The organism is Billgrantia lactosivorans, assembly GCF_003254665.1.
Lineage (GTDB): Bacteria > Pseudomonadota > Gammaproteobacteria > Pseudomonadales > Halomonadaceae > Halomonas > Halomonas lactosivorans.
The window spans coordinates 1-26258 of the sequence record NZ_QHGY01000001.1 but is presented as its reverse complement, the minus strand read 5'-3'; the positions used below and the strand labels follow the sequence as shown (position 1 = coordinate 26258).

The 26258-nt window shown below is 65.9% G+C and carries 20 protein-coding genes; 6 read left to right on the top strand and 14 right to left on the bottom strand.

Annotated elements, in window-relative coordinates:
• Nucleotides 1-166: 166 nt before the first annotated feature.
• Nucleotides 167-2593 carry a Lon protease family protein gene (locus DIS04_RS00100; RefSeq protein WP_245904439.1) on the top strand — a complete coding sequence of 809 codons (2427 nt, stop codon included), beginning with the start codon at nt 167-169 and terminating at the stop codon, nt 2591-2593.
• Nucleotides 2583-3362, top strand: a complete 780-nt coding sequence (locus DIS04_RS00095; RefSeq protein WP_162622984.1) for a universal stress protein — start codon at nt 2583-2585, stop codon at nt 3360-3362. Before DIS04_RS00100 ends, DIS04_RS00095 begins: the two co-directional genes overlap by 11 nt.
• A gap of 24 nt (nt 3363-3386) precedes the next feature.
• Here the strand turns inward: DIS04_RS00095 and DIS04_RS00090 are convergent, their stop codons facing one another.
• Complete coding sequence (locus DIS04_RS00090; protein ID WP_162622983.1) at nt 3387-3575, bottom strand: hypothetical protein; 189 nt, start codon at nt 3573-3575, stop codon at nt 3387-3389.
• A 97-nt stretch (nt 3576-3672) separates the two neighbouring features.
• Complete coding sequence (locus DIS04_RS00085) at nt 3673-4083, bottom strand: SRPBCC family protein (protein ID WP_111411689.1); 411 nt, start codon at nt 4081-4083, stop codon at nt 3673-3675.
• A 363-nt stretch (nt 4084-4446) separates the two neighbouring features.
• Between DIS04_RS00085 and rimO the strand changes: the two genes are divergently transcribed.
• Nucleotides 4447-5808, top strand: a complete 1362-nt coding sequence (gene rimO, locus DIS04_RS00080; protein WP_111411688.1) for a 30S ribosomal protein S12 methylthiotransferase RimO — start codon at nt 4447-4449, stop codon at nt 5806-5808.
• A gap of 90 nt (nt 5809-5898) precedes the next feature.
• Here rimO and rpsA read toward each other — a convergent pair whose 3' ends face one another.
• From rpsA to DIS04_RS00045, 7 genes are all read right to left on the bottom strand, one after another.
• Nucleotides 5899-7575, bottom strand: a complete 1677-nt coding sequence (rpsA, locus tag DIS04_RS00075; protein WP_111411687.1) for a 30S ribosomal protein S1 — start codon at nt 7573-7575, stop codon at nt 5899-5901.
• Nucleotides 7576-7753: 178 nt separating this feature from the next.
• A complete protein-coding gene (cmk, locus tag DIS04_RS00070; RefSeq protein WP_111411686.1) occupies nt 7754-8443 on the bottom strand; it encodes a (d)CMP kinase in 690 nt (229 codons plus the stop codon).
• Nucleotides 8440-10725, bottom strand: coding sequence for a bifunctional prephenate dehydrogenase/3-phosphoshikimate 1-carboxyvinyltransferase (locus tag DIS04_RS00065; RefSeq protein ID WP_245904438.1), 2286 nt, complete (start codon nt 10723-10725; stop codon nt 8440-8442). The genes cmk and DIS04_RS00065 overlap by 4 nt, the downstream gene beginning before the upstream one ends.
• A 2-nt stretch (nt 10726-10727) precedes the next feature.
• The gene (gene pheA / locus DIS04_RS00060; RefSeq protein ID WP_111411685.1) at nt 10728-11819 is read right to left on the bottom strand and encodes a prephenate dehydratase; all 1092 of its coding nucleotides are present in this window, start codon (nt 11817-11819) and stop codon (nt 10728-10730) included.
• 3 nt (nt 11820-11822) lie between these two features.
• Nucleotides 11823-12908, bottom strand: a complete 1086-nt coding sequence (serC, locus tag DIS04_RS00055; RefSeq protein WP_111411684.1) for a 3-phosphoserine/phosphohydroxythreonine transaminase — start codon at nt 12906-12908, stop codon at nt 11823-11825.
• 176 nt (nt 12909-13084) lie between these two features.
• Nucleotides 13085-15814 carry a DNA gyrase subunit A gene (gyrA, locus tag DIS04_RS00050; RefSeq protein ID WP_111411683.1) on the bottom strand — a complete coding sequence of 910 codons (2730 nt, stop codon included), beginning with the start codon at nt 15812-15814 and terminating at the stop codon, nt 13085-13087.
• A 186-nt stretch (nt 15815-16000) separates the two neighbouring features.
• On the bottom strand, nt 16001-16429 hold the full coding sequence (locus DIS04_RS00045; RefSeq protein ID WP_111411682.1) for an acyl-CoA thioesterase: 429 nt from the start codon (nt 16427-16429) through the stop codon (nt 16001-16003).
• A gap of 170 nt (nt 16430-16599) precedes the next feature.
• On the opposite strand from DIS04_RS00045, the gene DIS04_RS00040 reads away from it, so the two are divergent.
• Genes DIS04_RS00040 through DIS04_RS00030 form a run of 3 tightly spaced genes read left to right on the top strand, consistent with a single transcriptional unit; the run spans nt 16600 to nt 19915 of the window.
• Entirely contained in the window at nt 16600-17529 is a 930-nt protein-coding gene (locus DIS04_RS00040) for a recombination-associated protein RdgC (protein ID WP_111411681.1), read from the top strand.
• Between the two features lie 26 nt (nt 17530-17555).
• Nucleotides 17556-18743, top strand: coding sequence for a 1-acyl-sn-glycerol-3-phosphate acyltransferase (locus tag DIS04_RS00035; RefSeq protein ID WP_111411680.1), 1188 nt, complete (start codon nt 17556-17558; stop codon nt 18741-18743).
• Nucleotides 18740-19915 (top strand): cation diffusion facilitator family transporter, encoded by a 1176-nt coding sequence (locus DIS04_RS00030; RefSeq protein ID WP_111411679.1) that lies wholly within the window; start codon nt 18740-18742, stop codon nt 19913-19915. Before DIS04_RS00035 ends, DIS04_RS00030 begins: the two co-directional genes overlap by 4 nt.
• Before the next feature lie 104 nt (nt 19916-20019).
• On the opposite strand, the gene DIS04_RS00025 is transcribed toward DIS04_RS00030, so the two are convergent.
• From DIS04_RS00025 to DIS04_RS00005, 5 genes are all read right to left on the bottom strand, one after another.
• Complete coding sequence (locus DIS04_RS00025; protein ID WP_218938111.1) at nt 20020-20997, bottom strand: tetratricopeptide repeat protein; 978 nt, start codon at nt 20995-20997, stop codon at nt 20020-20022.
• Nucleotides 20998-21015: 18 nt separating this feature from the next.
• Nucleotides 21016-21744 (bottom strand): hypothetical protein, encoded by a 729-nt coding sequence (locus DIS04_RS00020; RefSeq protein WP_111411678.1) that lies wholly within the window; start codon nt 21742-21744, stop codon nt 21016-21018.
• Nucleotides 21648-24119: a hypothetical protein gene (locus DIS04_RS00015; protein WP_111411677.1), complete on the bottom strand. Its 2472-nt coding sequence runs from the start codon at nt 24117-24119 to the stop codon at nt 21648-21650. Before DIS04_RS00015 ends, DIS04_RS00020 begins: the two co-directional genes overlap by 97 nt.
• Nucleotides 24116-24967, bottom strand: coding sequence for a DUF4123 domain-containing protein (locus tag DIS04_RS00010; RefSeq protein ID WP_111411676.1), 852 nt, complete (start codon nt 24965-24967; stop codon nt 24116-24118). The genes DIS04_RS00015 and DIS04_RS00010 overlap by 4 nt, the downstream gene beginning before the upstream one ends.
• Nucleotides 24952-26258: type VI secretion system Vgr family protein (locus tag DIS04_RS00005; RefSeq protein ID WP_162622982.1), on the bottom strand; the 1307-nt coding region annotated here is incomplete at its 5' end. The genes DIS04_RS00005 and DIS04_RS00010, both read right to left, overlap by 16 nt.

The window sequence follows — 26258 nt, the reverse complement described above, 5'->3', positions numbered from 1 at the left end:
CGACTCCTCGGGGCCTTGCGCCGCGTGCCCGTTCTCCCCCCCTTTGACCTGCATCATGCAGGAGGGATCGCAATTCGCCATACTGGGCTGTATTAGGCTTTGACTGAAGGTGCCTGCGCTCGCTCGCCAACTGTCAGACGAAGCCTAGCACTGAGGAGACTGCCTGGTGAAAGCCCTGGATGTGACGCAGGTCTATCGCGCCTGCCCCGAGGATGCCTTCGACTTTGAGGTGACCAGCGAGCTCGAGTCGCTGGACATGCTGAGCGGCCACGACCGCGCCCGCGATGCGCTGGATTTCGGCACCTCCATGCGCAGCGACGGTTTCAATCTCTATGTGCTGGGCCACCCCGGGCACGGCAAGCACCAGCTGGTGGGGCGCTTTCTCGCCGAACGCTCACGCGATGAACCCACCCCGCCGGACATTGCCTACCGCTACAACTTCGACGACCCCACCCAGCCGCTGTGCCTGCTGCTGCCCACCGGCATGGGCCGCGTGCTGCGCGCCGACCTCGAGCAGTTGACCGAGGAACTGCGCTCGGCCATTCCCGCGGTGTTCGAGGGCGACGAGTACCAGAACCGCCTGCATGAGCTGAAGCAGGCCATGGGCGAGCGCCAGCGCGACGCCATCGAGGCGGTACGCCGCGAGGCGCGGGAGCACGACATCCTGCTGCTCTCGACGCCCAACGGCTTCACCTTCGCCCCGGCGGACGACGACGACAAGATGATGGCACCCGAGGCGTTCGAGCAACTCCCCAGGGACGACCGCGAGCGCATCGAAGGCACGGTACAGGTGCTGCAGAAGAAACTGGCCCAGGCCATTCGCCACATGCCGCGCCTGGCCAAGCAGCTGCGCGAACAGATCTCGGCGCTCAACGGCGAGATGCTGCAGACGGCCATCGACGCCCCGCTGGCCGAGCTGGAGGAGCGCTACGCCAACCACCAGGGTGTGCTGGACCACCTCAGCGCGCTGCGCGAGGCCATGCTGCTGCACGTCGATTCGTTCATCGCCGACGAACCCGAGATGCCTCCCGAGGCGCTCTACAACCGGTTCCAGATCAACCTGCTGGTCGACAACACCAGCTGCGAGGGTGCGCCGGTGGTCTATCTCGACCTGCCGACCCACCAGCACCTGGTGGGGCGGATCGAGCACCACGTGCACAACGGCACCCTGCTGACCGACTTCTCGCTGATTCGCCCCGGAGGCCTGCACCGCGCGAACGGCGGCTACCTGGTCGTGGACGTGCGCGCCATGCTGATGCAGGCCGGCGCCTGGGAAACCCTCAAGCGGGTGCTGCGCGCCGGCGAGATCCGCACCGAATCGCTGGAGCAGGCCTACGGCCTGATCAGCACCACTACGCTGGAACCCGAGCCGGTGCCGCTCGACCTCAAGGTGGTGCTGCTCGGCGAGCGCCTGTTCTACTACCTGCTGTGCGAGCACGATCCCGACTTCCTCGAACTGTTCAAGGTGCAGGCCGACCTGGAGGATGAGCTGGATCGCAACCACGGCAACCAGCCCCTCTATGCGCGCATGGTGGCGACCCTGGCACGGGACTCCGCCCTGCGCCCGCTGGACCGCAGCGGCGTGGCGGCGGTGATCGAGCGGGCCAGCCGCCTGGCCGACGACCAGGGCAAGCTCACCGCCCGCCACCGCGCGCTGAGCGACCTGCTGGAGGAGGCCGACCACTGGGCCGAGCGCGAGGACGCCAAGGTGATCGCGCGCCACCATGTGGAGAAGGCCGTGGCGCAGCAGCTGTGGCGCGCCAGCCGCATCCACGAGCGCAGCCATGAGGCGATTGCCCGCGGCACCGTGGCGATCCAGCTCGAGGGCTTCGAGGTCGCTCAGGTCAATGGCCTGTCGGTGATGAGCCTGGGCGACTACGCCTTCGGCCAGCCGAGCCGTATCACCGCCACCGCCAGGCCCGGGCCCGGCCACGTGGTGGACATCGAGCGCGAAGCGCGCCTGGGAGGGCGCATCCACTCCAAGGCGGTGATGATCCTGTCGCGCTGCCTGGCCAGCCGCTATGCCCCCGATACGCCGCTGTCGCTCTCCGCCAGCCTGGCGTTCGAGCAGTCCTACGGCGGCATCGAGGGCGACAGCGCCTCGGTGGCCGAGGCCTGCGTGCTGATCTCGGCCATCGCCCGGGTCGGCATCGACCAGCGCCTGGCGGTGACCGGTTCCATTGACCAGCACGGGCGGGTCCAGGCCGTGGGCGGGGTCAACGAGAAGATCGAGGGCTTCTTCGATATCTGCCAGGCACGCGGCGGCGTGAAGGGCCACGGGGTGCTGCTGCCCGCCACCAACGTGGAGCACCTGATGCTCAAGCGCGAGGTGCGCGACGCCATCGCCGCCGGCGAGTTTCGCGTCTACGCCATCGCACACCTCGACGAGGCGCTCGAGCTGCTCACCGGGCTGCCCCCCGGCGAACGCTCCGAGGCGGGCGACTACCCGCCGGAGAGCCTCAATGCCAAGGTGGCGGAACGGCTCGAGGCCTTCCATCGCGCGGTGAAGCGCAAGGGCAAGGAGAACGACAGGGAGGAGCGCAAGGAGAGCGAAGCCGGCGATGCCGACGAGGAGCGCAGCGATGACGAATGACGAGGCTCCGCGGCGCGGCGAGCCACAGGCGCCGAGCCTGGACGTGGCACGCGTGCTGGCACTGCTCGACGCCTCCCGCCACAGCCTGGCGGCGCTGGCCGCGGCGGTGGACCTGGCCAGCCAGCGTCACGTCGAGCTGGTGGCGCTCTACGTCGAGGACCTGGACCTGCTCAGCAGCGCCGCCTTCCCCTTCGCCTGCGAGATCGGCGCGCAGTCGGGGCTGACGCGCCCCCTCACGCCCGATTCGCTGCAGGCCAGCATCGCGCATCAGTTGCAGCGAGTGCAGCAGGCCCTGGCGGCGGCGGTGGCCGGGCGCGACCTGCGTCACCGGCTCGTGGTCAGCCGGGGGCAGATCGCCGCCGAGGCGCTGTCCAGGAGCGGCCCCGGCGACGTGCTGGTCCTCGGCAAGGCCGGCACCAGCGAACGCTGGGGGAAGCGGCTTGGCTCTACCAGCCGCCGGCTGATCATGGAGGCTCCCTGCAGCGTGCTGCTGTGGGACGAGAGCCACCCCTTCCGGCGCGGCCCGCTGCGCTGGCTGGCCGCGGGCGAGGCGCGAGAGGACGTCGTGCCCTCGCTACCGGCGTGGCTGGCTTCGCTGTTCGATGCCGTCTCCCCCCTGCCCCTCGCGCACGCCGGTGAGCTGGAGAAGGCGCTCGGCCATGCGCAAGCCGGCGGGCTGCTGCTGCATCGTAGCGAGCTGGAGAGCCTGCTGAAGGAGGACGAAGCGCTGATCGCCAGGGTGCCGCTGCCGCTCCTGGTCATTCCGTAGGCTGCTGCCGGAGCCCGACTTCGATCAGGCGTCGAGCCGGCCTTCCTGACGAGGTGCCGCCAGGGATGGCGGCGGAGCCGAACCATCCGGCGTCTCCAGGGGCGGCTCTTTCAACCGTGGCATGGCGGCCACCCGCTTATCGATGTAATGCAGCAGCCAGAGCTGGGCAAACAGGATCGCCAGACACCACAAAAGGCCAGAGACAACGCTCACGACGGCATTCCTCTCAGAGGCCGACGCGGCCTCGTCGATTGGAGTGTAATCCCGGCCGGGCAAAAGCAATAGAGGGGTGGCGCGGCTTTTTACCACATCAGAGCCGCTCCTCGACGCGCGCCAGGATCTGCCGGCTGACCTTGTTGACCAGCGGCCTGGCCGCCTTGGTCACGGCCTTCTCGACCAGCCGGTTGCGGATCACATAGGTCAGGGTGAAGAACACCTCGGTGCCCTGCGCCACGGGGTTGAGCCGGTAGCAACCCTGGTTGTGCACGCCGTCCACGGATTCCCAGGCCAGCACTTCGGGTGGCCGGTTCTCGGTGATGGCCACGTCGAAGGTCCAGTCCATGCCCACGGCGTGCACGTGCCAGCGGTAGCGCTCGTCACCGAGCGGCTCGATCGCCCGGATCAGGTCGGAATAGTCGACGAAGTCCTCGACCCGCTCCAGCAGGGCAAAGACCCGCTCCGGCGGGGCCTTGAGAATTGCGCTGTGTTCGATCGTGGCCATGCGGTTTCCTATGCTGCTGTACGACGCTAAAATGCTCCACTTTCATTCGCAGGTTACCCGTCCTGCTATACGTTAGCTAACGAGAATAGCTAAGGAAACACTGCACAAATGCCTGCGCGAGCGAATCACTGCGTTGCGCGGTGCTGGAGCGCCAGCCCGGTCGGAATCCTCACATATACCCCATATGCTCCGGTTGACTCGAAACCTTCGGTTTCTCACTCCTTCGGAGCCACCCAGAGGGTGTTTGTCGCTTCGCTCGGTTCTGTGCTCCGTGCGCCTTGCGCTTCATCTCGCTCGTCGATTTGTTCAGCGCTTCCTAAATCTTCGCTCATGCAGGCATTTTATTAATTCAAGAGGTTATTAATGGCCACACCCAAGGTCGGTTTCGTCTCACTAGGCTGCCCCAAGGCGCTGGTGGATTCCGAGCGTATCCTGACCCAGCTGCGCACCGACGGCTACGAGATCGTGCCCAGCTATGACGATGCCGACGTGGTGGTGGTCAACACCTGCGGCTTCATCGACAGCGCCAAGGCGGAATCGCTCGACGCCATCGGCGAGGCGATCGCCGAGAATGGCAAGGTCATCGTCACCGGCTGCATGGGCGTGGACGAGAGCGCGATTCGCCAGGTACACCCCAGCGTGCTGGCGGTGACCGGCCCGCAGCAGTACGAACGCGTGGTCGGCGCCGTGCACGAGGCCGCCCCACACCGCCACCGGCACGACCCGCACATCGACCTGGTGCCGGCCCAGGGGGTCAAGCTGACCCCGCGCCACTACGCCTACCTGAAGATCTCCGAGGGCTGCAACCACAGCTGCAGCTTCTGCATCATTCCCTCCATGCGCGGCAAGCTGGTCAGCCGCCCGGTGGGCGACGTGCTGCGCGAGGCCGAGGGGCTGGCCAAGGCCGGCGTGAAGGAGCTGCTGGTGATCTCGCAGGACACCAGCGCCTACGGCGTCGACCTGCGCTATGCGCCGAGCGAGTGGCGCGGCCGCGAGGTCAAGACGCGCCTCACCGAGCTGTGCGAGGCGCTCTCGGAGCTGGGCATTCGCGTACGGCTGCACTACGTCTACCCCTACCCCCACGTGGACGAGCTGATTCCGCTGATGGCCGAGGGCAAGATCCTGCCCTACCTGGACATCCCCTTCCAGCACGCCAGCCCCAAGGTGCTCAAGGCGATGAAGCGCCCCGCCTTCGAGGACAAGACGCTGGCCCGCATCAAGCGCTGGCGCGAGCTGTGCCCCGAGCTGACCATTCGCTCCACCTTCATCGTCGGCTTCCCCGGCGAGACCGAGGAGGACTTCCAGTACTTGCTCGACTGGCTCAGCGAAGCGCAGCTCGACCGCGTGGGCTGCTTCCAGTACTCGCCGGTGGAGGGCGCGCCGGCCAACGAGCTGGGCCTGGAGCCGGTGCCGGACGAGGTCAAGCAGTCGCGCTGGGAACGCTTCATGGCACACCAGCAGGAGATCTCCGCCGCCCGCCTGGAGCGGAAGATCGGCCGTGAGATCGAGGTACTGGTGGACGAGGTCGACGAGGAAGGCCCGATCGGTCGCAGCGAGGCCGACGCCCCCGAGATCGACGGCATGGTGTTCCTGGAGTCCAAGCGCAGCCTGCGCCCCGGCGACGTGGTGCGCGCCCGCGTGACCAATGCCGACGAGTATGACCTGTGGGCCGAGGTGATCGAGGAGGCGCAGCCGGTCAAGTTCCTAGACTTCTACTCCGCATAGAGAGCCCAGACGCAAGAACGCCGCCCTTCGAGGCGGCGTTCTTGTTTGAGCCTTGGCTCGTGGGCTCCGCGAGCGGAGCCCGGAGGACGATCAGTCCTGACCCATCTGCTGCTTGATCAGGTCGCCGATGGTGGTCGGGCCACCGGTCTCGACTTCCTGCTCGCGCAGCTTCTTCAGGTTCTGACGGGTGTCGTCCTGATCCTTGGCCTTGATCGACAGGTTGATCGTGCGGTTCTTGCGATCGACGCTGACGATGCGGGCTTCGACGGTGTCGCCTTCGCTCAGCACGTTGCGCGCGTCTTCGACGCGGTCGGCGCTGATCTCGGAGGCCTTGAGCACGGCGACGACGTCAGTCGCCAGCTCGACGTGGGCTTCCTTGGCGTCGACTTCGACCACACGGCCGGAGACGATGGAGCCCTTGTCGTTGACCGCCAGGTACTCGGCCACCGGGTCGGAGTCGAGCTGCTTGATGCCAAGCGAAATGCGCTCGCGCTCCGGATCGATGGAGAGGATGACGGCTTCGGCTTCGTCGCCCTTCTTGAAGCGGCGCACGGCTTCTTCGCCGGTCTCGGACCAGGAGAGGTCGGAGAGGTGAACCAGGCCGTCGATGCCGCCTTCCAGACCGATGAAGATACCGAAGTCGGTGATCGACTTGATGGTACCGGACACACGGTCGCCCTTGTTGTACTGGGCGTTGAAGGTTTCCCACGGGTTCGGGGTGCACTGCTTGATACCCAGGGAGATACGACGACGCTCCTCGTCGATGTCGAGGATCATGACATCCACTTCGTCGCCGATGTTGACGACCTTGGACGGGTGGATGTTCTTGTTGGTCCAGTCCATCTCGGAGACGTGGACCAGGCCTTCGACACCCTCTTCCAGCTCGGCGAAGCAGCCGTAGTCGGTGAGGTTGGTGACGCGAGCCGGCACCACGGTACCCTCGGGGTAGCGGTCCTTGATGTTGACCCAGGGATCTTCGCCCAGCTGCTTCAGGCCCAGCGAGACGCGATTGCGCTCGCGGTCGAACTTGAGCACCTTGACGTTGATCTCGTCGCCCACGGCCACGATCTCGCTGGGATGCTTGATGCGCTTCCAGGCCATGTCGGTGATGTGCAGCAGGCCATCGACGCCGCCCAGGTCGACGAAGGCGCCGTAGTCGGTGAGGTTCTTGACGATACCGATGATCTGCTGGCCTTCCTGCAGGGTGGCGAGCAGGGCCTCACGCTCGGCGCTGTTCTCGGCTTCGAGCACGGCGCGGCGGGACACGACCACGTTGTTGCGCTTGGGGTCGAGCTTGATGACCTTGAAGTCGAGTTCCTTGTGCTCGAGGTGCGTGGTGTCGCGCACCGGACGCACGTCGACCAGGGAACCCGGGAGGAAGGCACGGATGGAGTCGATGTCGACGGTGAAGCCGCCCTTGACCTTGCCGTTGATCACGCCCTTGACGATCTCTTCCTTCTCGAAGGCCGCTTCCAGCACCTTCCAGGCTTCGGCGCGCTTGGCCTTCTCGCGAGACAGACGGGTCTCGCCGAAACCGTCCTCGACGGCTTCCAGGGCGACGCTGACTTCGTCGCCGACGGCGATGGTGAGCTCGCCGTTGTCGTCGCGGAATTGCGCCGCGGGAATCTGCCCTTCAGACTTCAGGCCGGCATTGACGGTGACCCAGTCACCCTCGATGTCGACGACGGTAGCCGTGACGATGGCGCCCGGCTCCATGTTGATGTCCTGCAGTGACTGTTCAAACAGTTCAGCAAAGCTTTCGCTCATGGTTTTCCTACGTGATCAACGGTGTTGAGGCGTTGCCGCCTTCTCCGCACCACCAGCGAGTGCGGGCCTAATTTACCAAACCCCCGGGAATGTTAGCGCTGGTTGGACCTGGCCGGGCTTGCAAGAATGAATTGCCCGACCATGCCATGACATCCGCTCGAGGGCGCCGCAAGGGAGATCAAGTCTCGGGGACGAGGCCGCGCTCGGCCAGCCACTCCGTCAACCGTTCCACCACTTCCGGTATCTTCAGGCGCGTGGTGTCAAGCGTGATGGCATCTTCGGCCGGCTTGAGCGGAGCCACGCTGCGCTGCATGTCGCGTGCATCGCGTGCCTGAATTTCCTTCAAAAGACTCGATAGACTAGCATCCACCCCCGCCTCCTGCAACTGGAGGTGGCGCCTGCGCGCGCGTTCCTCGGGGCTCGCGGTGAGGAACACCTTGAGCTCGGCGTCGGGGAACACCACGGTGCCCATGTCGCGGCCGTCGGCCACCAGCCCGGGCGGCTGTCGGAAGTCGCGCTGGCGCTGCAGCAGGGCCTGGCGCACGCCGTTCAGCGCCGCCACCTGGGAGGCGGCATCGCCCACCTGCTCGGTACGGATCTCGCGGCTGACGTCGTCGCCTTCGAGCAGCACGCGGGTGCTCTCCTCTTCGGCCAGGAACACCACGTCGAGTTCGGCGGCGACCCGCTCCAGCCCCGGTTCGTCGTCCAGCGCCACGCCGTGGCGCAGTGCTGCCAGCGCCGTGAGGCGGTAGAGCGCACCGCTGTCGAGCAGGTGCCAGCCCAGGCGCTCGGCGACCAGCCGGCTGATGGTGCCCTTGCCCGCGCCGCCGGGGCCGTCGAGGGTCAGCACCTTGGCCGCTTCGCTCATGCCCGCACCTCTTGCGTCTCCTCGCTCACTCTGAGACCGACCACCCGGGCGAGTTCCGTGAAGCCGGGGAAGGAGGTGGCGACGTTGGCACAGTCGTCGATGACGATCTCCCCGCCGGCGCGCAACGAGGCGACGACGAACGCCATGGCGATACGATGGTCGCCCAGGCTGTCGATGCGCCCGCCGCCGTAGGCGATGTCGCTTCCCCCCGCGCCGACGATGTCGATGCCGTCTTCCACCACGCTGTGCTTGACGCCCAGGGTCGCCAGGCCGTCGGCCATGGCCTGGATGCGGTCGGACTCCTTGACCCGCAGCTCCTCGGCGCCGCGCAGGCGCGTGGTGCCGCTGGCGCAGGCGGCGGCGACGAACAGCGCCGGGAATTCGTCGATGGCCAGCGGCACCTGGTCGACGGGAATGTCGATGCCCTTGAGCGGCGCGTAGCGGATGTGCAGGTCGGCCACCGGCTCGCCGCCCACTTCACGCTCGTTGAACAGGCGCAGGTCGGCCCCCATCAGCTGGAGGATGTTGATCACGCCGATCCGCGTGGGGTTGATGCCGACGTGCTCGAGGATCAGGTTGGAGCCCGGGGTGATCGCCGCGGCCACCAGGAAGAAGGCGGCGGAGGAGATATCGGTTGGCACGTCGATGGGCGCGGCGGTCAGCTTGCCGCCCCCCTTGAGCCAGCAGGTGTCGCCCTCGCGGTCGACGCGATAGCCGAATCCGGTCAGCATGCGCTCGGTGTGGTCGCGGGTGGGGGCCGGCTCGCGCACGCGGGTCTCGCCTTCGGCATACAGCCCGGCGAGCAGCAGGCAGGACTTCACCTGGGCACTGGCCATGGGCATGTCGTAGGTGATGCCCTTGAGCGCCTGGCCGCCGTGGATCTTGAGCGGCGGGCGCCCGCCCTCGGCGGTGTCGATCTTGGCCCCCATCAGGCGCAGCGGGTCGGCCACGCGGCCCATGGGGCGCTTGGTCAGCGAGGCGTCGCCGATCAACTCGCTGTCGAAGGCCTGCCCCGCCAGAAGGCCGGAGAACAGGCGCATGGCGGTGCCGGCGTTGCCCACGTAGAGCGGGCCGGAGGGCGCCTTGAGCCCGCGCATGCCGACGCCGTGCACGGTGACCCGCCCCTGGTGCGGGCCTTCGATGGCCACGCCCATCTCGCGGAACGCCTGCAGCGTTGCCAGGCTGTCCTCCCCTTCCAGGAAGCCCTTCACTTCGGTGACGCCTTCGGCCAGCGCACCGAGCATGATCGAGCGGTGGGAGATCGACTTGTCGCCCGGCACGCGAATGCGCCCGGCCACACGGCCACCGGGCGCGGCCCGGAAGGTGAGTCTGCCTTGTTCTTGCATCTGGTATTCCGCCTGATAACTGGTCTGGTTCAGGAGAGAGTCGAAATAGTGCCGGGCGTGGCTGGCACGGTCGAAGATGGCAAGCATAGCATCGCCGTCGCCCGCTTCCACTGCCTGGCGCAGCCGGCCGAGCCCCGCCTCGAAGTCGTCGAGGGAGGCCAGCACCGCCTCGCGGTTGGCGGTGAAGATGTCGCGCCACATCACCGGGTCGCTGCCGGCGATGCGGGTGAAGTCGCGAAAGCCGCCGGCGGCGTAGCGGAAGATCTCCAGCCGCTCGTCCTGGCGCGCCAGGGTGTCCACCAGCGAGAAGGCGAGCAGGTGCGGCAGGTGGCTGGTGCGCGCCAGCACCTGGTCGTGGCGGTCGACGTCCATCTCCAGCACTTCCGCGCCACAGGCGCGCCACAGCACCTGCACCCGGGCCACGGCGGCGGGGGCCGTCTCGGCGGCGGGGGTGAGGATCACCTTGTGGTTGACGTAGAGCCGGGGGTTGGCGGCCGCCACGCCGCTCTTCTCCGAGCCGGCGATGGGGTGGCCCAGTACCAGCCCGGCCGGCAGCCGGCCGAAGGCGGCCAGGGCGCAATCGCGCACCGCGGCCTTGGTGCTGCCGACGTCGGTGATCACCACGCGCGGGGCTTCGCCGTCCAGCGCCTCCGCCGGCAGTGCGGCGGCGAGTTCGGTCATCACGCTGCGCATGGCCAGCACCGGCACCGCCAGCACGATCAGCGTGGCGCCTTCCACCAGCGGCGCGAGGCGGGTGTCGCCCGCGTCGATCAGGCCCATCTCGATGCCGCGCGCGATCTCGCCGGGATCCGGGTCGCATGCCTGGATCGTGCCTGTAAAGCCTGCCGCGCGCAGCGCGGCGGCCAGCGAACCGCCGATCAGCCCCAGGCCGACGATGAGGAGGCGCGCTTCGTTCGGTGTCGTACCACCCACCACGCTTACAGCACACCCACGGGGTAGGAGCCGAGTACCTTGACCTCGGAGGCGCGCAGGCGCACCTCCTCGAGTACCGCGGCGACCCGCGGCTCGTCCACGTGGCCCTTGAAGTCGATGAAGAACACGTAGTTCCACACCCCGGTGCGCGAGGGGCGCGTCTCCAGGCGGGTGAGGTCGATGCTGTGCCGGTGGAACGGCTCGAGCAGGTCGTGCAGCGCGCCGGGCTGGTTGCGCATGGCGACCACGATGGAGGTCTTGTCCTCGCCGGACATGGGCACGTGCTGGCTGCCGATGATCAGGAAGCGCGTGGAGTTGTCGGGACGGTCCTCGATCTTCTCGGCGACCTTCTCCAGGCCGTAGAGCTTGGCGGCCATGTCGCCGGCGATGGCGGCGCTGTGCCACTCGCTCTTGATCATGCGGGCCGCCTCGGCGTTGGACGACACCGGCACCCGCTCGGCGCGTGGATAGTGGGCGTCGAGCCACTTGCGACACTGGGCCAGCGACTGCGGGTGGGAGTAGACCCGCGAGACCTTGTCGCGCAGCGTGGTGTCGGCGACCAGCAGGTGGTGGTGGATACGCAGCACCACCTCGCCGCAGATGCGGATCGAGGAGTCCATGAACGAGTCGAGGGTGTGGCTGACCACGCCCTCGGTGGAGTTCTCCACCGGCACCACGCCGTAGTTGACCGCCCCCGCCTCCACTTCACGGAAGACCTCGTCGATGGCGGCCATGGGCATGCTCACCGCGCTCTCGCCGAAGTGCTTGAGCGCGGCCTGCTGGGTGAAGGTGCCTTCGGGGCCGAGATAGGCCACCTTGGTGGGCTGCTCCAGCGCCAGGCAGGCGGACATGATCTCGCGGAACAGCCGCGCCATCTCCTCGCTGTTGAGCGGGCCCGGGTTGAGCTCCATGATCCGGCGCAGCACCTGGGCCTCGCGCTCGGGGCGATAGAAGACGGCGCCGGGGTCGTGCTTGGTCTTGACCTCGGCGACCTGCTTGGCACACTCGGCGCGGGCGCTGATCAGGCGCAGGATCTCGTTGTCGAGCGCGTCGATGCGTTCACGCAGCGAGTCGAGATTGACGGGGGTGTCGGTCATGGCTTATCCCCTGCGTTGCTCGAAGTCGGCCATGAAGTCGATCAGCGCATCGACGGCCGCTTCGGGTACGGCGTTGTAGAGGCTCGCCCGCATGCCGCCGACGCTGCGGTGGCCCTTGAGGTTGAGCAGGCCGGCCTCTTCGGCTTCCGCCAGGAAGGTCTTGTCGAGGCGTTCGTCGGCGAGCACGAACGGCACGTTCATGCGCGAGCGGTTGCGCGGCACGATGGGGTTGGAGTAGAACCCGCTGGCGTCGATCGCCGCGTAGAGCTTGGCCGCCTTGCGCGCATTGATCGCCGCCATGGCCTCGAGCCCGCCGATGTCATGCTTGAGCCACTGGAACACCAGCCCCGCCAGGTACCAGGCGTAGGTGGGCGGCGTGTTGATCATGGAGCCCGCCTCGGCCATGGCGCGGTAGTCGAACAGGCTGGGGATGCGTTCGCAGCGGCGATCGAGCAGGTCGTCGCGCACCAGTACCAGGGTCAGGCCGGCGGGGCCGATGTTCTTCTGCGCCCCGGCGTAGATGACGCCGAAGCGCGACACGTCGAGCGGCTCGGCCAGGATGCTGGAAGAGTAGTCGCACACCAGCGGCACGTTGACGTCGGGGATGTAGTCGAACTCGAGCCCGCCGATGGTCTCGTTGGCGGTGTAGTGCAGGTAGGCGGCATCCGCGGAGAGCGCCAGTTCGGCCTGGGTCGGTACCTCGGCGTGACCGCTTGGCTCGCTGGAACCGGCCAGGTGCACGTCGAAGCCCAGCTGCCTGGCTTCCGCCAGCGCCTTCTTGCCCCAGATCCCTGTGTAGAGGAAGTTGGCCGCCCCGCCCTGCCCCAGCAGGTTCATCGGCACCATGGCGAACTGCAGGCTGGCGCCGCCCTGCAGGAACAGCACCTTGTAGTTCGACGGCACGGCGAGCAGCTCGCGCAGGTCGGCCTCGGCCTGCTCGGCGATGGCGACGAACTCGGGCGAACGGTGGCTCATCTCCATCACCGAGAGCCCGCGGCCCTGGTAGTCGAGCAGCTCTTCCCGCGCGCGCTCGAGCACCGGGGTGGGCAGCGCCGCGGGACCGGCGCAGAAGTTATAGTGGCGTGTCATCAGCGTGGTGTTCCGTTCTACTCATGTCGTGACCAGGCGGGATGAGCGCCGGGGACGAGCCGTAGCGAGGGTCTTTTGCCATGGATGGCAAAAGTAGCGCCCAAGGATGGGGTCACAGCGCCCTCGCGAGGCTCGTCGCCGGAACAGCTCATCGCTTTCCGGTTATGCAGACGCGCTTATTCGTCGTTCCGGTTCTCTTCTACACCCTCGCTCCCGTCCGCAGCCGGCCCGTTCTGCAGCTCGGCTTTCGGTGCGTCCGCTTCGTCCTCGGCACCGTTCTCAGGCTCGCTCTCCGCGTCGGGCTCGTCGATGCGCACGGTCTTGACCAGCTTCTCGTCGTTGCCCAGGCGAATCAGCATCACGCCCTGAGTGTTGCGCGAGGTGATCGAGACCTCGTCGACGCGGGTGCGCACCAGGGTGCCGCGGTCGGTGATCAGCATCATCTCGTCGGCGGAGTAGACCTGCATGGCGGCGACGAGGGAGCCGTTGCGCTCGCTGGTCTGCATGGCGATCACGCCCTGACCGCCGCGCCCGCGCAGCGGGAACTCCTCGAGCCGGGTACGCTTGCCGTAGCCGTTCTCGGAGGCGGTGAGGATGTAGATCTGCCCGCCGTTGCCGTTCTCCAGCGCGGCGCCTTCTTCGCCTTCCGTCTCGCTGTCGGCGTCGGCGTCGATCTGCTGGCTCTGGGGGATGATCAGGCTGATCACTTCGGCGTCGCCGAGCAGGCGCATGCCACGCACGCCGCGGGCGGTACGGCCCATGGCGCGCACGTTGGTCTCTTCGAAGCGAATCGCCTTGCCGTTGGACGACAGCAGCATGACGTGGTCGTTGCCCGAGGTGATGGCGGCACCCACCAGGCGGTCGTCCTCTTCGATGTCGATGGCGATCAGGCCGACGCTGCGCGGGCGCGAGAACTGGTCGAGGCTGGTGCGCTTGACCGTGCCCTTGGCGGTGGCGAAGAAGATGTAGCAGTCGGGGCTGTAGTCCTTCACCGGCATGATGGCGTTGATCGCCTCGCCCTCGTCCAGCGGCAGCAGGTTGACCAGCGGCTTGCCGCGCGAGCCGCGGCTGGCCGCCGGCATCTCGTAGACCTTGAGCCAGTAGACCTTGCCCTTGTTGGAGAACATCAGCACGGTGTCGTGGGTGGAGGCCACCAGCAGGTGCTCGATGACGTCCTCGTCCTTCATGGCGGTGGCCGACTTACCGCGACCGCCACGGCGCTGGGCCTGGTAGTCGGAGAGCGGCTGGGTCTTGGCGTAGCCGGTGCGCGAGACCGTGACCACCATGTCCTCCTCGGCGATCAGGTCCTCGATCGAGAGGTCGAGGTGGCTGGCCTGGATCTCGGTGCGGCGCGCATCGCCGAACTGGTCGCGTACGGCGGTGAGTTCCTCACGAATCACCTCGAGCAGGCGCTCGCTGGAGGCCAGGATCGCCATCAGCTCGGCGATCCTCTCGAGGATACCGAGGTACTCGTCGAGCAGCTTTTCGGTCTCGAGGCCGGTCAGGCGGTGCAGGCGCAGTTCGAGGATGGCCTGGGCCTGGGCCGGCGAGAGGCGGTATTCGGTGCCGGAGGTGTTGAGCCCGAAGCCCTCCTCGAGCTCTTCGGGCTTGCACGAGGTGGCGCCGGCGCGCTCCAGCATGGCGGTGACCTGGCCGGGCGGCCAGACCTTGTCGAGCAGCTTCTCCTTGGCTTCGGCGGCGCTCGGCGAGGCCTTGATCAGCTCGATCACCTCGTCGATGTTGGAGATGGCGACGGCCAGGCCTTCGAGGATGTGGCCGCGCTCGCGGGCCTTCTTCAGTTCGTACAGGGTGCGCCGGGTGACCACCTCGCGGCGGTGCCGGATGAACGCCTCGAGCACCTCCTTGAGGTTGAGGATCTTGGGCTGGCCATTCTCGATGGCGACCATGTTGATGCCGAAGACGTTCTGCAGCTGGGTCTGGGCGAAGAGGTTGTTGACCACCACCTCGCCGGACTCGCCGCGCTTGATCTCGATCACCACGCGCAGGCCGTCCTTGTCGGACTCGTCGCGCAGCTCGGCGATGCCCTCGATCTTCTTGTCCTTGACCAGCTCGGCGATCTTCTCGATCAGCCGCGCCTTGTTCACCTGGTAGGGCAGCTCGGTGATGATGATGTGGTCGCGGCCGCTCTTGTCGTCGTGCTCGATGGTGTGGCGGGCGCGCACGTAGATGCGCCCGCGACCGGTGCGGTAGGCCTCGAGGATGCCGGCGCGGCCGTTGATGATCCCCGCGGTGGGGAAATCGGGCCCGGAGATGTACTCCATCAGGTCGTCGACGGTCAGGGTGTAGTCGTCGATCAGCGCCAGGCAGCCGTCGATCACCTCGATCATGTTGTGCGGCGGGATGTTGGTGGCCATGCCGACGGCGATGCCCGAGGAGCCGTTGATCAGCAGGTTGGGCACCTTGGTCGGCAGCACGTCGGGAATGCGCTCGGTGCCGTCGTAGTTGTCGACCCAGTCGACGGTGTCCTTGTCGAGATCGGCCAGCAGCTCGTGGGCGAGCCTGGCCATGCGCACCTCGGTGTAACGCATCGCCGCGGCGCTGTCGCCGTCGATCGAGCCGAAGTTGCCCTGGCCGTCGACCAGCACGTGGCGCATGGAGAAATCCTGGGCCATGCGCACGATGGTGTCGTAGACCGCGCTGTCACCATGGGGGTGGTACTTACCGATGACGTCGCCCACCACGCGGGCGGACTTCTTGTACGGCTTGTTCCAGTCGTTGCCGAGTTCGTGCATGGCGAACAGCACGCGCCGGTGCACCGGCTTGAGCCCGTCGCGCACGTCCGGCAGCGCACGGCCGATGATCACGCTCATCGCGTAGTCGAGGTACGACTGCTTCAGCTCGTCCTCGATGTTGACTGGCAGAATCTCTCTGGCGATGTCACCCATGGGTCGTCGAATCCTTTGCGCTACAACGATTTGGTGCGCTCTTCAAGCCAAGCATTGGCCGAGGCGTGGCGCGCCATTACAGCCTGCCATCATACCACTGCGGGCGACACAAAGGCAGCGTGCGAGGCAGTGCAAAGGAAGACTGGACACAAGCGACAAGATGATGCTGCCGCTGATGTTTCCCCTTCATGCCTCCTTCGGCAACACCAGCGGCTCCAGAGCCTGGCGGATCTCTCCCTCAATGGGCATGGATTGCTGGTTGCGCACGTCGAACAGAACGAAGGTGAGGTCGGCGTCGGCAATCGGCTGGCCGTCGCCGATGCGACGAATCTCCTGATGGATGCGGGCGCTACGGTGGCCCAGCTCGGCGATTCGGGTGATCACTTCGAGATCGTCGCCGCCCACCGCAGCCTGGCGATAGTTGATGTTGAGATTGACCGCCACCAGGGCCGGGTTGCCGGAAGCGAAATGCCGCGCGAGCTCGGGGCGGTCATCGAAATAGCCCCACCGCCCCTCCTCGAGGAATTCCAGGTACCGGGCGTTGTTGACGTGGCCGTAGCCATCCAGGTGGTAGCCACGAACGCGCAGGGTGACGCGGGAAACACAATGCTCCATACGTGGGATCTCCTTTGTTCTCCGATGGCATGCCACTCGATTCTAGGCCTGCCCCCGAGACAGATTCAAACATTAGTTTGAATTGTTCCGGATCACGCACGCCGTTTGCCACTGGAACCCGGGTGCCCCCTTCGCCATAATATGCGTCCTTTCGTTCAGGGAATTGCGCCATGTGGTTCAAGCACTTGCACCTTTACCGCCTGCACGGGTCGACGGGCATTCCCGCGGCCGACCTGGAGGCCGCCCTGGCCGAGCAGGCGGCACGCACGCCCGGCAGCCAGGAAGCCAGGCGCGTGGGCTGGTGCCCTCCCGCCGGGCGCGCCGGCACCGCGCTGCTGCACGAGCTGCAGGGCCAGCGCCTGATGACCATGCTGCGCCATGAGCGGCTGTTGCCCGCCGGTGTGGTGCGCGAGGAACTGGAGGAGCGCAGCGCCGACATCGAGGCTCGCGAGGGGCGCAAGCTGCGCCGCCAGGAAAAGCAGGAGCTCAAGGAGCTGATCTACGAGGAGCTGTTGCCGCGCGCCTTCATTCGCAGCCAGAAGGTCGACCTGTGGTGGGATACCCAGCGCAACCTGATCGCAGTGAATACCAGTTCGCGCAAGCGTGCCGAGGAAGCGCTGGACCTGCTCCGCGAGACCCTGGGCAGCCTCAAGGTGACACCGCTGGCGACCCAGACGCTGCCGATGCGCGCGATGACCCAGTGGCTCGCCGAAGAGGACTCGCGACCCGGCTCGCTGCAGCTCGGCGACCAGGTCGAGCTCAAGGCCAAGGGCGACGACGGGGTCCTGCGCGCGCGCCAGGTGGACCTCGACAGCGACGAGATCCAGCAGTTGCTCGCCGCCGGCCGACAGGCCAGCCGCCTGGCGGTGGAGATCGAGGGGCGGCTCGGCTACGTGCTGCACGACGACCTGACGCTCAAGTCCCTGCGCTTCAGCGACACCCTGATCGACGAAGCCGGCGAGATCGAGGACGATGGTGACGCCACGGTGCGCCTCGAGGCCGACTTCATGCTGATGACCAAGGCCCTGGCCGACGAGATAGAACAACTGATCACTTGGCTTGGCGGCGAGGCCAATGCCGCCCCGCAGGCGAGTGAATGATACCACCCGGCAACCAAGACACACCGATGACCGACACCGCGACAGGTACGACTGCAACGGATCCCTGGGCCGACATACGCCCCTATCGGGACGACGAGGTGGCGGCGGTATTGGCGAACCTGGCCAGCAACCGCGAACTGCTCGACGCCCTGACCCGCTACCGGCTGCCACGCCTTAGCCGAACGCTGCCCTGGCTGGCTCGCGCCCTGGCTTCCTACGTGATTCGCCGCGAGACGCGCGACGTGGCCAGCGTGCACGACTTCCAGATGCGCGTGGCCCACTACATGGAGCGCATGATCCGCACCTCCACCGACGATTTCCGCGTCGAGGGGCTGGAGCGGCTGAATCCCGATACCGCCTACCTGTTCATCGGCAACCATCGCGACATCTCGCTGGACCCGGCCTTCGTCAACTACGCCCTGCACCGGGCGGGACGCGACACCGTGCGAATCGCCATCGGCGACAACCTGCTCAAGAAGCCCTACGTGACCGACCTGATGCGGCTCAACAAGAGCTTCATCGTGCCGCGCGCCCTGCGCGGCAAGCGCGCCATGCTGGCGGCCTACCAGAATCTCTCGAGCTACATACGCCACTCGATCACCGAGGACAACCATTCCATCTGGATGGCCCAGCGCGAGGGACGCGCCAAGGACGGCATCGACCGTACCGACACGGCGATCATCAAGATGCTGACCATGGCTCGGCGCCAGGAGGACCGCAGCGCCCCCATCGGCGATGCCATCGCCGAGCTGCGCATGGTGCCGGTCTCGATCAGCTACGAATACGACCCCTGCGACCTGCAGAAGGCGCGTGAACTGCACGCTATTCACAACCATGGCAGCTACGAGAAGAGCGAGTTCGAGGACATCAGCTCCATCGTGGCGGGCATCACCGGCCACAAGGGGCGCGTGGAGCTGCGTTTCGGCGAGCCCCTCGGCACCGGCTTCGACACCCCGGAAGCGGTGGCCGCGGAGATCGACCGCCAGGTGGTCGGGGGGTATCACCTCTTCCCCAGCCACTACCTGGCCCTGGAAGCGCTGGGCGACGCGCCCGAGCTGCTGGACATGAGCGAGGTCAGCGACGTCGACCGGGCACGCTTCCAGGCGCGCCTGAACGAGGTTCCCACCGAGCTCCGCGACTGGTGGCTGGCCCAGTACGCCAACCCCGTGCGGCACAAGGCAGCGCTGCTCGCAGGCAGCGACATGTCGTCATGAATGCCCCCGCCCACCTGCCACCCGACCGCGGCGCCCAGGCGCGAGAAGCGCATCGGGTCACCTTGATCGGCGCCGTGATAGACCTGACGGTCGGGCTGCTCAAGATCGTGGCCGGCTGGGTGGTCGGCTCCGCCGCCCTGATCGCGGATGGCATCCACTCCTTTTCCGACCTGGTCACCGATGGCTTCGTGATGGCGGCGACCCACTTCGGCCGCCAGGCGCCGGACAGCGACCACCCCTACGGCCATGGCCGGATCGAGACCCTGGCGACGCTCTGGCTGGGCAGCGTATTGATCTTCGTGGCCGGCGGCATCGCCTGGGCCAGCCTCACCCGCCTGCTGGCCGGCGAGCCCATCCCCGCCCCCGGGCTGTGGGCCATCGGCGTGGCCGTGTTCTCCCTGGCCGCCAAGGAGTGGATCTTCCGCTACACCATGGTCGTGGCCAGGCGCATCCGCTCGCGGCTGCTCGAGGCCAACGCCTGGCATTCGCGTTCGGACGCGCTCTCCACCGGCGTGGTGCTGGTCGGCCTGGTGGCGGCACAGCTCGGCGCCGGCTGGGTCGATGCGGTGGCCGCCATCATCGTCGGCATCATGGTCGGCCAGGTGGGCTGGCGGCTGCTGTGGGAATCGGGTCGCGAGCTGATCGACACCGCCCTGCCCGAGAACGACCAGGTGCAGATGAAGGCCATCGCCGAAGCGGTGCCCGGGGTGGACAGCGTCCACGACCTGCGCACCCGCTCGGTGGGCAGCCACGTGGTGCTCGACCTGCATATCGTGGTGCCGCCCCGGCTGACCGTTTCCGAGGCCCACGAGATCGGCAATGCGGTCAGCCGGCAGCTGCGCAACGCCTACCCCGAACTGGCCGACGTGACCTTCCATATCGACCCCGAGGACGATTCGGACCAGATCGAACACAGCCTGCGCCCCGGCCTGCCGCTGCGCCAGGATGTGGAGAGCATGCTCGACGAGGCCTGGCAGGATTGTCCCGTCTGGCAGGACCGCGTTGCCCTCGACCTGCACTACCTGGCCGAACAGATCGATGTCTCGGTCTACGTGAGCGAGCTACCGCCCCAACAGAGCCTGGAAGATGCCGCCCAGGAATTGCGGCAAGCCTCCCACGAGCTGACCTGGCTGGGCCGGCTGCGGGTGTGGCAGGGGCCGGGGAAAGGCTGAGTCCGCATCCTCGTCCTTGGCCAAGGTCTCGGCATTCACTGCCCAGCCGCTAGCCGGGCTGAGCAGTAGCACAGCGAGCGCCCCTATTCCGATACGTGACGACATCAGAAGCCGTATCTGGGTGGATACTCAGAAATAGGCGGCCCCTTATCCAGCCAATCTTGTGCTAAGGCTTCAGCCTCTTCAACTTCTTCTTCGGTAAGTCTTTCTCTATTCCTGGACATAATATTTCTTGAAGTTCTGTCACCCGTTTCTTGATGAATAGAGAACAATATCGCCCATCCTTTAACTCGATCTTCTTCAGGAGGACAGAAGTCTTCTCCTCGCTCCTCACGGTTAAGTAGACACCAGCCTATATTTCCTCTTGCGCTTTTGTGCCCCCCTTCAGATGCCTTGACAAGCCATGTCCAAGCTTCTTCATCACGTCCCTGTTGCCTCATGACCATCGCCAAGCGATCCATTGCAGGGACAGAACCTTGATCGGCAGCATCTTGCAGCCAGTGCTCTGCTGTTCTGAGACGCTCTTCTTCGTCCGGGATATAGCCCTCATCCTCTTGAATAATTATACCTAGCATATATTGAGACGCTGGGTCGCGAGCTTCTGCAGCACTTTTCAGCCAATCTACCGCTTCGGTATGTTCACCAAGGGCAAGGTACACATGAAATAGCGTTCCCATTGCTTCGGCATCGCCGTCTTCGGCTTGGGGTAGGACGATGCTAAGTGCACTCTCAGCCCAATTGTCTCCTGCTTCAGGACATACGTCCCCGAGCTTGCATACATTGCCTGATTCGAGACGCAGCATGGCATAGGGGTCGCCCTCTTGGGCAGCCAAGTGATACCAATCCAGAGCTTCACGGGTCATACCCATATGACGCAAGCGGTGAGCTTCCCCTAGATAGTACATCGCCTCAACGTCGCCAGCGTCAGCCGCTACTTCCAAATAGGGGATGGCTGATGCGCGCTTATGAAGGTTATAAAGCTGCATGCCCTGATCTTTAGCCGCCTGCTCACTTTCGCTTAATAGAGCCCATCCTGTCAGTGGAAATAGAGCCAGGGCGAAGCCTAGCAGGGCGTTGATCATTGACATAAATCCTTTTTCCTATGACCGAGCCCCTGAGGGCATGTTAATTTTGAGCTGGGAAGCGTATGAGCTATAATTTACTCGTGCATCAGCCGAGTCAAGGCTGCCCGTGCCAGAGTTACGCCCCATAAATTCATCTAATTTATACCTGTTATTCTGGTAGTCTAAATTTGAAAAATTTGTCGTCCGCCGTCCATTAACAGTCATTCGAGCCACGGCCTTGGTGAACAGTAGCTGGGCGGGGTGTGCCCCGCTTTCGGGCCTACGGCCGTACACATTGCGCCTCATGCCATCCACGATCCATTCCAGACAGTTGGCGATGGCGATCTGCTGGTAATCGAGAGCCTGGTCTTCGCTGAATGTAGGGCTGTCATTCCCACCTAAGCTGACCATGGTCTGCCGATCGGCAATCGCGTCCACTGAGAAGTCCTGTGGTGTACTGCTCAGCAAGAAGAGGAGCGATCCAAGCGCTTCAGGGGTCATCTGCTGTACCCAGGCGCTCATGCGCTTCAAATCCTCTTCGTCATCACGGGTGGCCAGGACATAGGCAATCGGCCCAGCCCGCTCCGAGCGGCTGAGCTCGTGGCGCAGGCTCCGGAACCACTCTCGCCCTTGGGCCAGAAGCAGTCCGGTGTTCAATAGTGTCAGGGTCAGGACATAGCCCAGATTGCTGAATTCCTCGAAGGCTTCTTCGTCCAGCCAGTCCAGGTGTTCGTAGCCGTTGGCCACCAGGTCACGATGCAGCATGGTAAGCCACAGATCCAGATGGCGGTTATCCAGCTCCATGCCCACACTGCCACTCGCACCGGGCCGAAGAACAGCGCTGCCTTGGCACGCAGCACGAACTTGCCGTTGTGGATGCCAAGCTGGTAGTCGAGTTCGAAGCCTTTGCCCTTGCCGCTTTCGAGGCTGCCCTTGACCATGCCCAGGCTGCGCCACTCCTGCAGTTGCCTCAGCTGGTTGCGCCGGGTGAAGGCGTCAATCGCCTGATGCATCGGCGCGCGCATCGCGATGTCCTCTGGCGGCTCCCAGCGCAGCTCGCAGCGGCTCTCCAACCCTCCGCGCACCCCGGCGAAAGCCTTGAGGTTGGCACCGACTCCCAATCGCGAAACGCGGTCTTCACTCTCTACACTCAGGTCACGGTTGATCGACAGGCCGACCTTGCCGGTGAGCGCCAGGCTGGCGCCGGCGAATCCCTTCGCCACCGTTTCCAGGCGCAAGGCGTAGCGGCCCAGGCTGCGCTCCTCGTTGTCGCGAGCCGGTAATCTCACCGAGACGCGTGGGGCCTCGTCGGCCTTGGGGAGTTCCAGCACACCCAGGCTCACCTCGCCACGTGCCAGATGATAGGTGCCTTTGAAATCCCACTCCTGTCGCAGCGGTCCCTCGCTGCTACCCGCGTTGACTTCCAACTGGTGAGTTTCCAGTTCGCCTTCGAGCGGTTCGGCCAGTCGCAGCGGGCCGGAAAATTCCACGGAGATTTCGTCCTTCAACTCCCCTTGGGTCATTCCCACCAATCGCAGCATCTGCGCTTGGGCGCTGGCGTCGAACAGCCGCAGGGTGTCCTTGGCCGGCCCGGTAAACAGGATCCGCTCCAGCGTCTCGCCCCAGCGCGTGCGGGTCGCATCGTCCGCCAGGCTGGCGATTTCGTAGCCTTGGGCGTCCAGGTCGGCAAAGAAACGCTCGGGCTGAAACAGTCCCAGTTCGTCGTCGTGCCATGCACCGCGCCAGTCAATGGGGTGGCAACCTTTGAGCGACAGCCAATGGCTGAGCGCTTGCTCCGGCGCCTCCCATAACGTTTCCGGCAGGACTCCGTCGATCACCAACAACGGGGCCACGGCGTTGCGCTCGGCGGTGGCCATACGGTCCATCAGCACATGCAGGCTGACATGGCTCAGGGAGCGCTCGCCTCCCGCTGCGCTGTATTCACGCAGCGGCCAGTCGTTACGTACCAGCACGTCCAGTTGACGTTTCTCATAGCCGAACGCGTTGCGCTCGTCCGCCAGGTCGGCCTGCCAGAACAGAACGCGGTGCGGACGCATGGCTTCCGTCGCACGCTTGGCCCGCTCGTGCAAGTCATCGAGTTCGTCGCTCATGCTCTGGTAGCGGTCGCGCTCGTCGCTGAACAGGAACAGAGGCAAAGCGGTATGGCCGCCGGTGCTGGCCTGCCACTCCTGAAGCTTGGTTTCCACCTCGGCGAGCAGTTCGGCTTGTTCACGCAGCACGTCGTTGTAGCGGTCGAAGCCACTGATACCGTCCCTCACCGGGGAAGCGGCTGGCGAGGGAGAGGCCAAGGCATATTCCGGTGTGGCGAACCCCAATGCGGCGAGGTCGAGAATGCTTTCCAGATAGTTGCCATACAGGGTGCCGCTGCGAAGCTGTTCCATGGTGAACATGTCGGCCAACTGGCACTCGGCGCTGGCAGCATTCGGCGTTTGCGTTTCGCAGCGCTGGATGAAGCCTTGATACTCGACCAAGGCTTCCTGCAAGGTACGCAGCGGCGCCATTTCGGCTTCATCCGCACTGGGCGGCACGACTCGAGGACGCCGAACGGCGTCACGTCTCGCCTGGCGATAACGCTCCAGTGCTTGCTGGATCTCCTCTTCCCAGGGCCCATAAAACCTGTCGCCGGCAATTTCGTAGCCTGCGCTTCGTGCGATGCGTTTTCCTTCCTGATAGAGCCCTTGTTGCTCCTGAATGATGGCCGCCATTTCGTAGCCGCCGGTCATTCGCTGCCCCATTGGGGTTTCCGGGTCCCGAGAGCGGGCCGGTACATCTTCTAGTTGCCGGCTGAGTCGCTGATATCTCTCACGGTCTGCCTCATTGAGAAAGCTGATCGGTGACGCGGGCAGGAAGCACTCCATGATCCCCGCTTGTTCGGACAGGGTGGCGTTGCGCTGGTCCGGATCCTCGAAACTGGCCCACTGATGAAGCTCATGGGCGGCCTCGTGCAGAAGCTCGGCGGCATCTTCGGTCAGCAGCCAGAAGCGGCCGGTTCCGACCAGATAGAGGATATCCACCCACTCCGACGCCTGACATACGTGCTGGCTCTCGCCAGCGATGGAGCCGCCTGCGGTCGTCGCGGGCGTGAATGGTGGCCATTCGGTAGTGTTGTCCTGAGTCATGCGGACGCCTCCAGTGCGTCGACTTTCTTCCAGGCCGGCATGGCCGCTTGAAGGAGCTCCATGGTGGTCGCCTGGGCCCACCAGTCCGTCTCGGGATTCGGCTCTTGCTGCACTCTAGGCAGCAAACGCTGAAGATGATGGGCCTGGTGGATACCCGCTGCTTCGAGCCGCCCGAGCCGCTCCAGCCACTCCGGTGGCAGCTCCTGCAGTGGCATGTCGGTTGCCGCGCTCAGCCACCAGGCGCGGGAACTCTCCTTGAGGGCTTGTTCCAGCTCATGGGTCAGCGGCGGCGCCATGGCCTCGCTCGCGTCTTCGCCAACTTCATCGACCTGCTGCCACGCCTGCCAGTGCGGCAGCGGCGTTGGCGTGACGACCTGCCCCAGCGGCCCGACGAGTTGGGCGTAGGCGGTGTCGCTGCCGGCGGCGAGCAGCGCCGTCCAGGCGGTGGGGTCCTGCACGTTGACCAGCGACTGACCGCCGTGGGGGTCGTCGAGGATGAACAGGCGACGCAGATGATCGGCCAGGTCTTCCAGGCGGGCATCCTGCGCCGGTTGAAAGGCCCAGCCGATACGTTGCTCTTGGCACAGCGCGGTGGCGGCCTGCCAGGCCTGGCTGCCGAGCTTGAGTTCCACCAGCCAGGGACTGGCTTCGAGCAGCGGCGACAGCGGCGTGCCGGCGAACAGGGTCAGGTAGTCGTGCCAGCCGGGCTGGGCCACGAGCGCGGCACAGCGTTCCGGTGCGCGGCGCTGGTCGAGCACCAGGTAGGCGGAACGATGGGCGACGAAGCCGCTGGCCAGGCTATCGACTCGCTGGCTGCGCCCGCCGATTCGGCTCAACCAGCCAGGCATGGGCAATCCCCTCGGCTGCAGGTGGTCTCGCTCAGCTTGCCGCACAGCGGCATCAGCGTGGCTTCGCTGAGCTGGTAGTCCTTGAGCTTGGGCAGGGCGGTGGGCGGTATCGCCTCATGCGCCTCCGGCACCGCCCGGCCCGGCAGCAGCGGTGCTTCCACCGCCTGGCCCGAACCGGAGCCGGGGCTGCCGCCGGCGTTGACTTTCACCGTGGGGCCGACCAGGGTCACGCCGCCGCCGTCGAGCTTGAGGAAGCTGCCGCCGGCGTTGAGGGTCATTTCGCTACCGGCTTCGAGCACTACCTTGTGGCCGGCCTTGATGTGCAGTTCGCGGCCGCATTCGCTGAGCCAGGCCTGGCCGGCCTTGATGTGCAGCGTGCCCTGCACCGTGAGGTGCTGATTGCCGTCGGTCTGCTCATGGCAGTTGCCGCGTACGGTGTGGTGCTCGTCGCCGTCGATCTCACCGATGCGGTCGTGGTGCACGGTGAGGAAGCTGTCGTGGCCGATCTCTTCGGTGCGGTCGTTATTGGTCAGCAGCTCCAGGTCTTTCTGGGCATGGAGCCAGATCTGCTCCTGGCCGGCCTGGTCTTCGAAGCGAAGTTCGTTGAAGCCTTCACCCTGGTGACTCTGGGTGCGGAGAACGGTGCGGGTCTTGTGCGCCGGCAGTTCGTAGGGCGGCGTGTTGACGGCGTGATAAGTACGCCCGGTGATCAGCGGCTGATCGGGGTCGCCCTCGAGGAACGACACCACCACCTCGTGGCCGATCCGCGGAATGGCGATGCTGCCGTAACCACCGCCGGCCCAGCCCTGGGAGACGCGCACCCAGGCGCTGGGCGCTCTTCCAGCGGCTTCGCCTTCAGCTCCGGCGGTATTCGGTTCGGCATAACGGTCCCAGGGGAACTGCACCTTGACCCGGCCGTGCTCGTCGCAATAGATCTCCTCGCCCTCGGGGCCGACGACGAAGGCGATCTGCGGCCCGTCGACGCGGGGCTTGGGATTGGGCTTGGGGCGCCAGGGGCGGTCGGCGGGGGTCAGCACCAGGGTGTTGTCGAACTTGGTCATGTGCCCTAGCCCTGCCGCATCACCCTGCGTGATGCCGTCCTCCTCCAGGGCCTGGGGCTGGCTGCCGTGGTGGGTGACCATCACCACCTGCCAGTCGCGGTTGAGCTCACTGAGGTCGTGGTCGGTGAGGGTGAACTTGCCCCCCGGGGCGAGCTCGGGCAGGTCGCTTTCGGCGGCGCAGGTCAGGGCGTCGCTTCTCAGGTGCTCGAGGCGAATGCGGGTGAAGGCCT

Coding starts and splice junctions, on each gene's coding strand:
- DIS04_RS00095 (WP_162622984.1), top strand. CDS start 2,583: ATGACGAATGACGAGGCTCCGCGGCGCGGCGAGCCACAGGCGCCGAGC.
- gyrA (WP_111411683.1), bottom strand. CDS start 15,814: ATGGGTGACATCGCCAGAGAGATTCTGCCAGTCAACATCGAGGACGAG.
- DIS04_RS00010 (WP_111411676.1), bottom strand. CDS start 24,967: ATGCCTGGCTGGTTGAGCCGAATCGGCGGGCGCAGCCAGCGAGTCGAT.
- rimO (WP_111411688.1), top strand. CDS start 4,447: ATGGCCACACCCAAGGTCGGTTTCGTCTCACTAGGCTGCCCCAAGGCG.
- DIS04_RS00035 (WP_111411680.1), top strand. CDS start 17,556: ATGACCGACACCGCGACAGGTACGACTGCAACGGATCCCTGGGCCGAC.
- DIS04_RS00015 (WP_111411677.1), bottom strand. CDS start 24,119: ATGACTCAGGACAACACTACCGAATGGCCACCATTCACGCCCGCGACG.
- cmk (WP_111411686.1), bottom strand. CDS start 8,443: ATGAGCGAAGCGGCCAAGGTGCTGACCCTCGACGGCCCCGGCGGCGCG.
- DIS04_RS00030 (WP_111411679.1), top strand. CDS start 18,740: ATGAATGCCCCCGCCCACCTGCCACCCGACCGCGGCGCCCAGGCGCGA.
- DIS04_RS00045 (WP_111411682.1), bottom strand. CDS start 16,429: ATGGAGCATTGTGTTTCCCGCGTCACCCTGCGCGTTCGTGGCTACCAC.
- DIS04_RS00085 (WP_111411689.1), bottom strand. CDS start 4,083: ATGGCCACGATCGAACACAGCGCAATTCTCAAGGCCCCGCCGGAGCGG.
- DIS04_RS00040 (WP_111411681.1), top strand. CDS start 16,600: ATGTGGTTCAAGCACTTGCACCTTTACCGCCTGCACGGGTCGACGGGC.
- serC (WP_111411684.1), bottom strand. CDS start 12,908: ATGACACGCCACTATAACTTCTGCGCCGGTCCCGCGGCGCTGCCCACC.
- pheA (WP_111411685.1), bottom strand. CDS start 11,819: ATGACCGACACCCCCGTCAATCTCGACTCGCTGCGTGAACGCATCGAC.
- DIS04_RS00025 (WP_218938111.1), bottom strand. CDS start 20,997: ATGATCAACGCCCTGCTAGGCTTCGCCCTGGCTCTATTTCCACTGACA.
- DIS04_RS00020 (WP_111411678.1), bottom strand. CDS start 21,744: ATGCTGCATCGTGACCTGGTGGCCAACGGCTACGAACACCTGGACTGG.
- rpsA (WP_111411687.1), bottom strand. CDS start 7,575: ATGAGCGAAAGCTTTGCTGAACTGTTTGAACAGTCACTGCAGGACATC.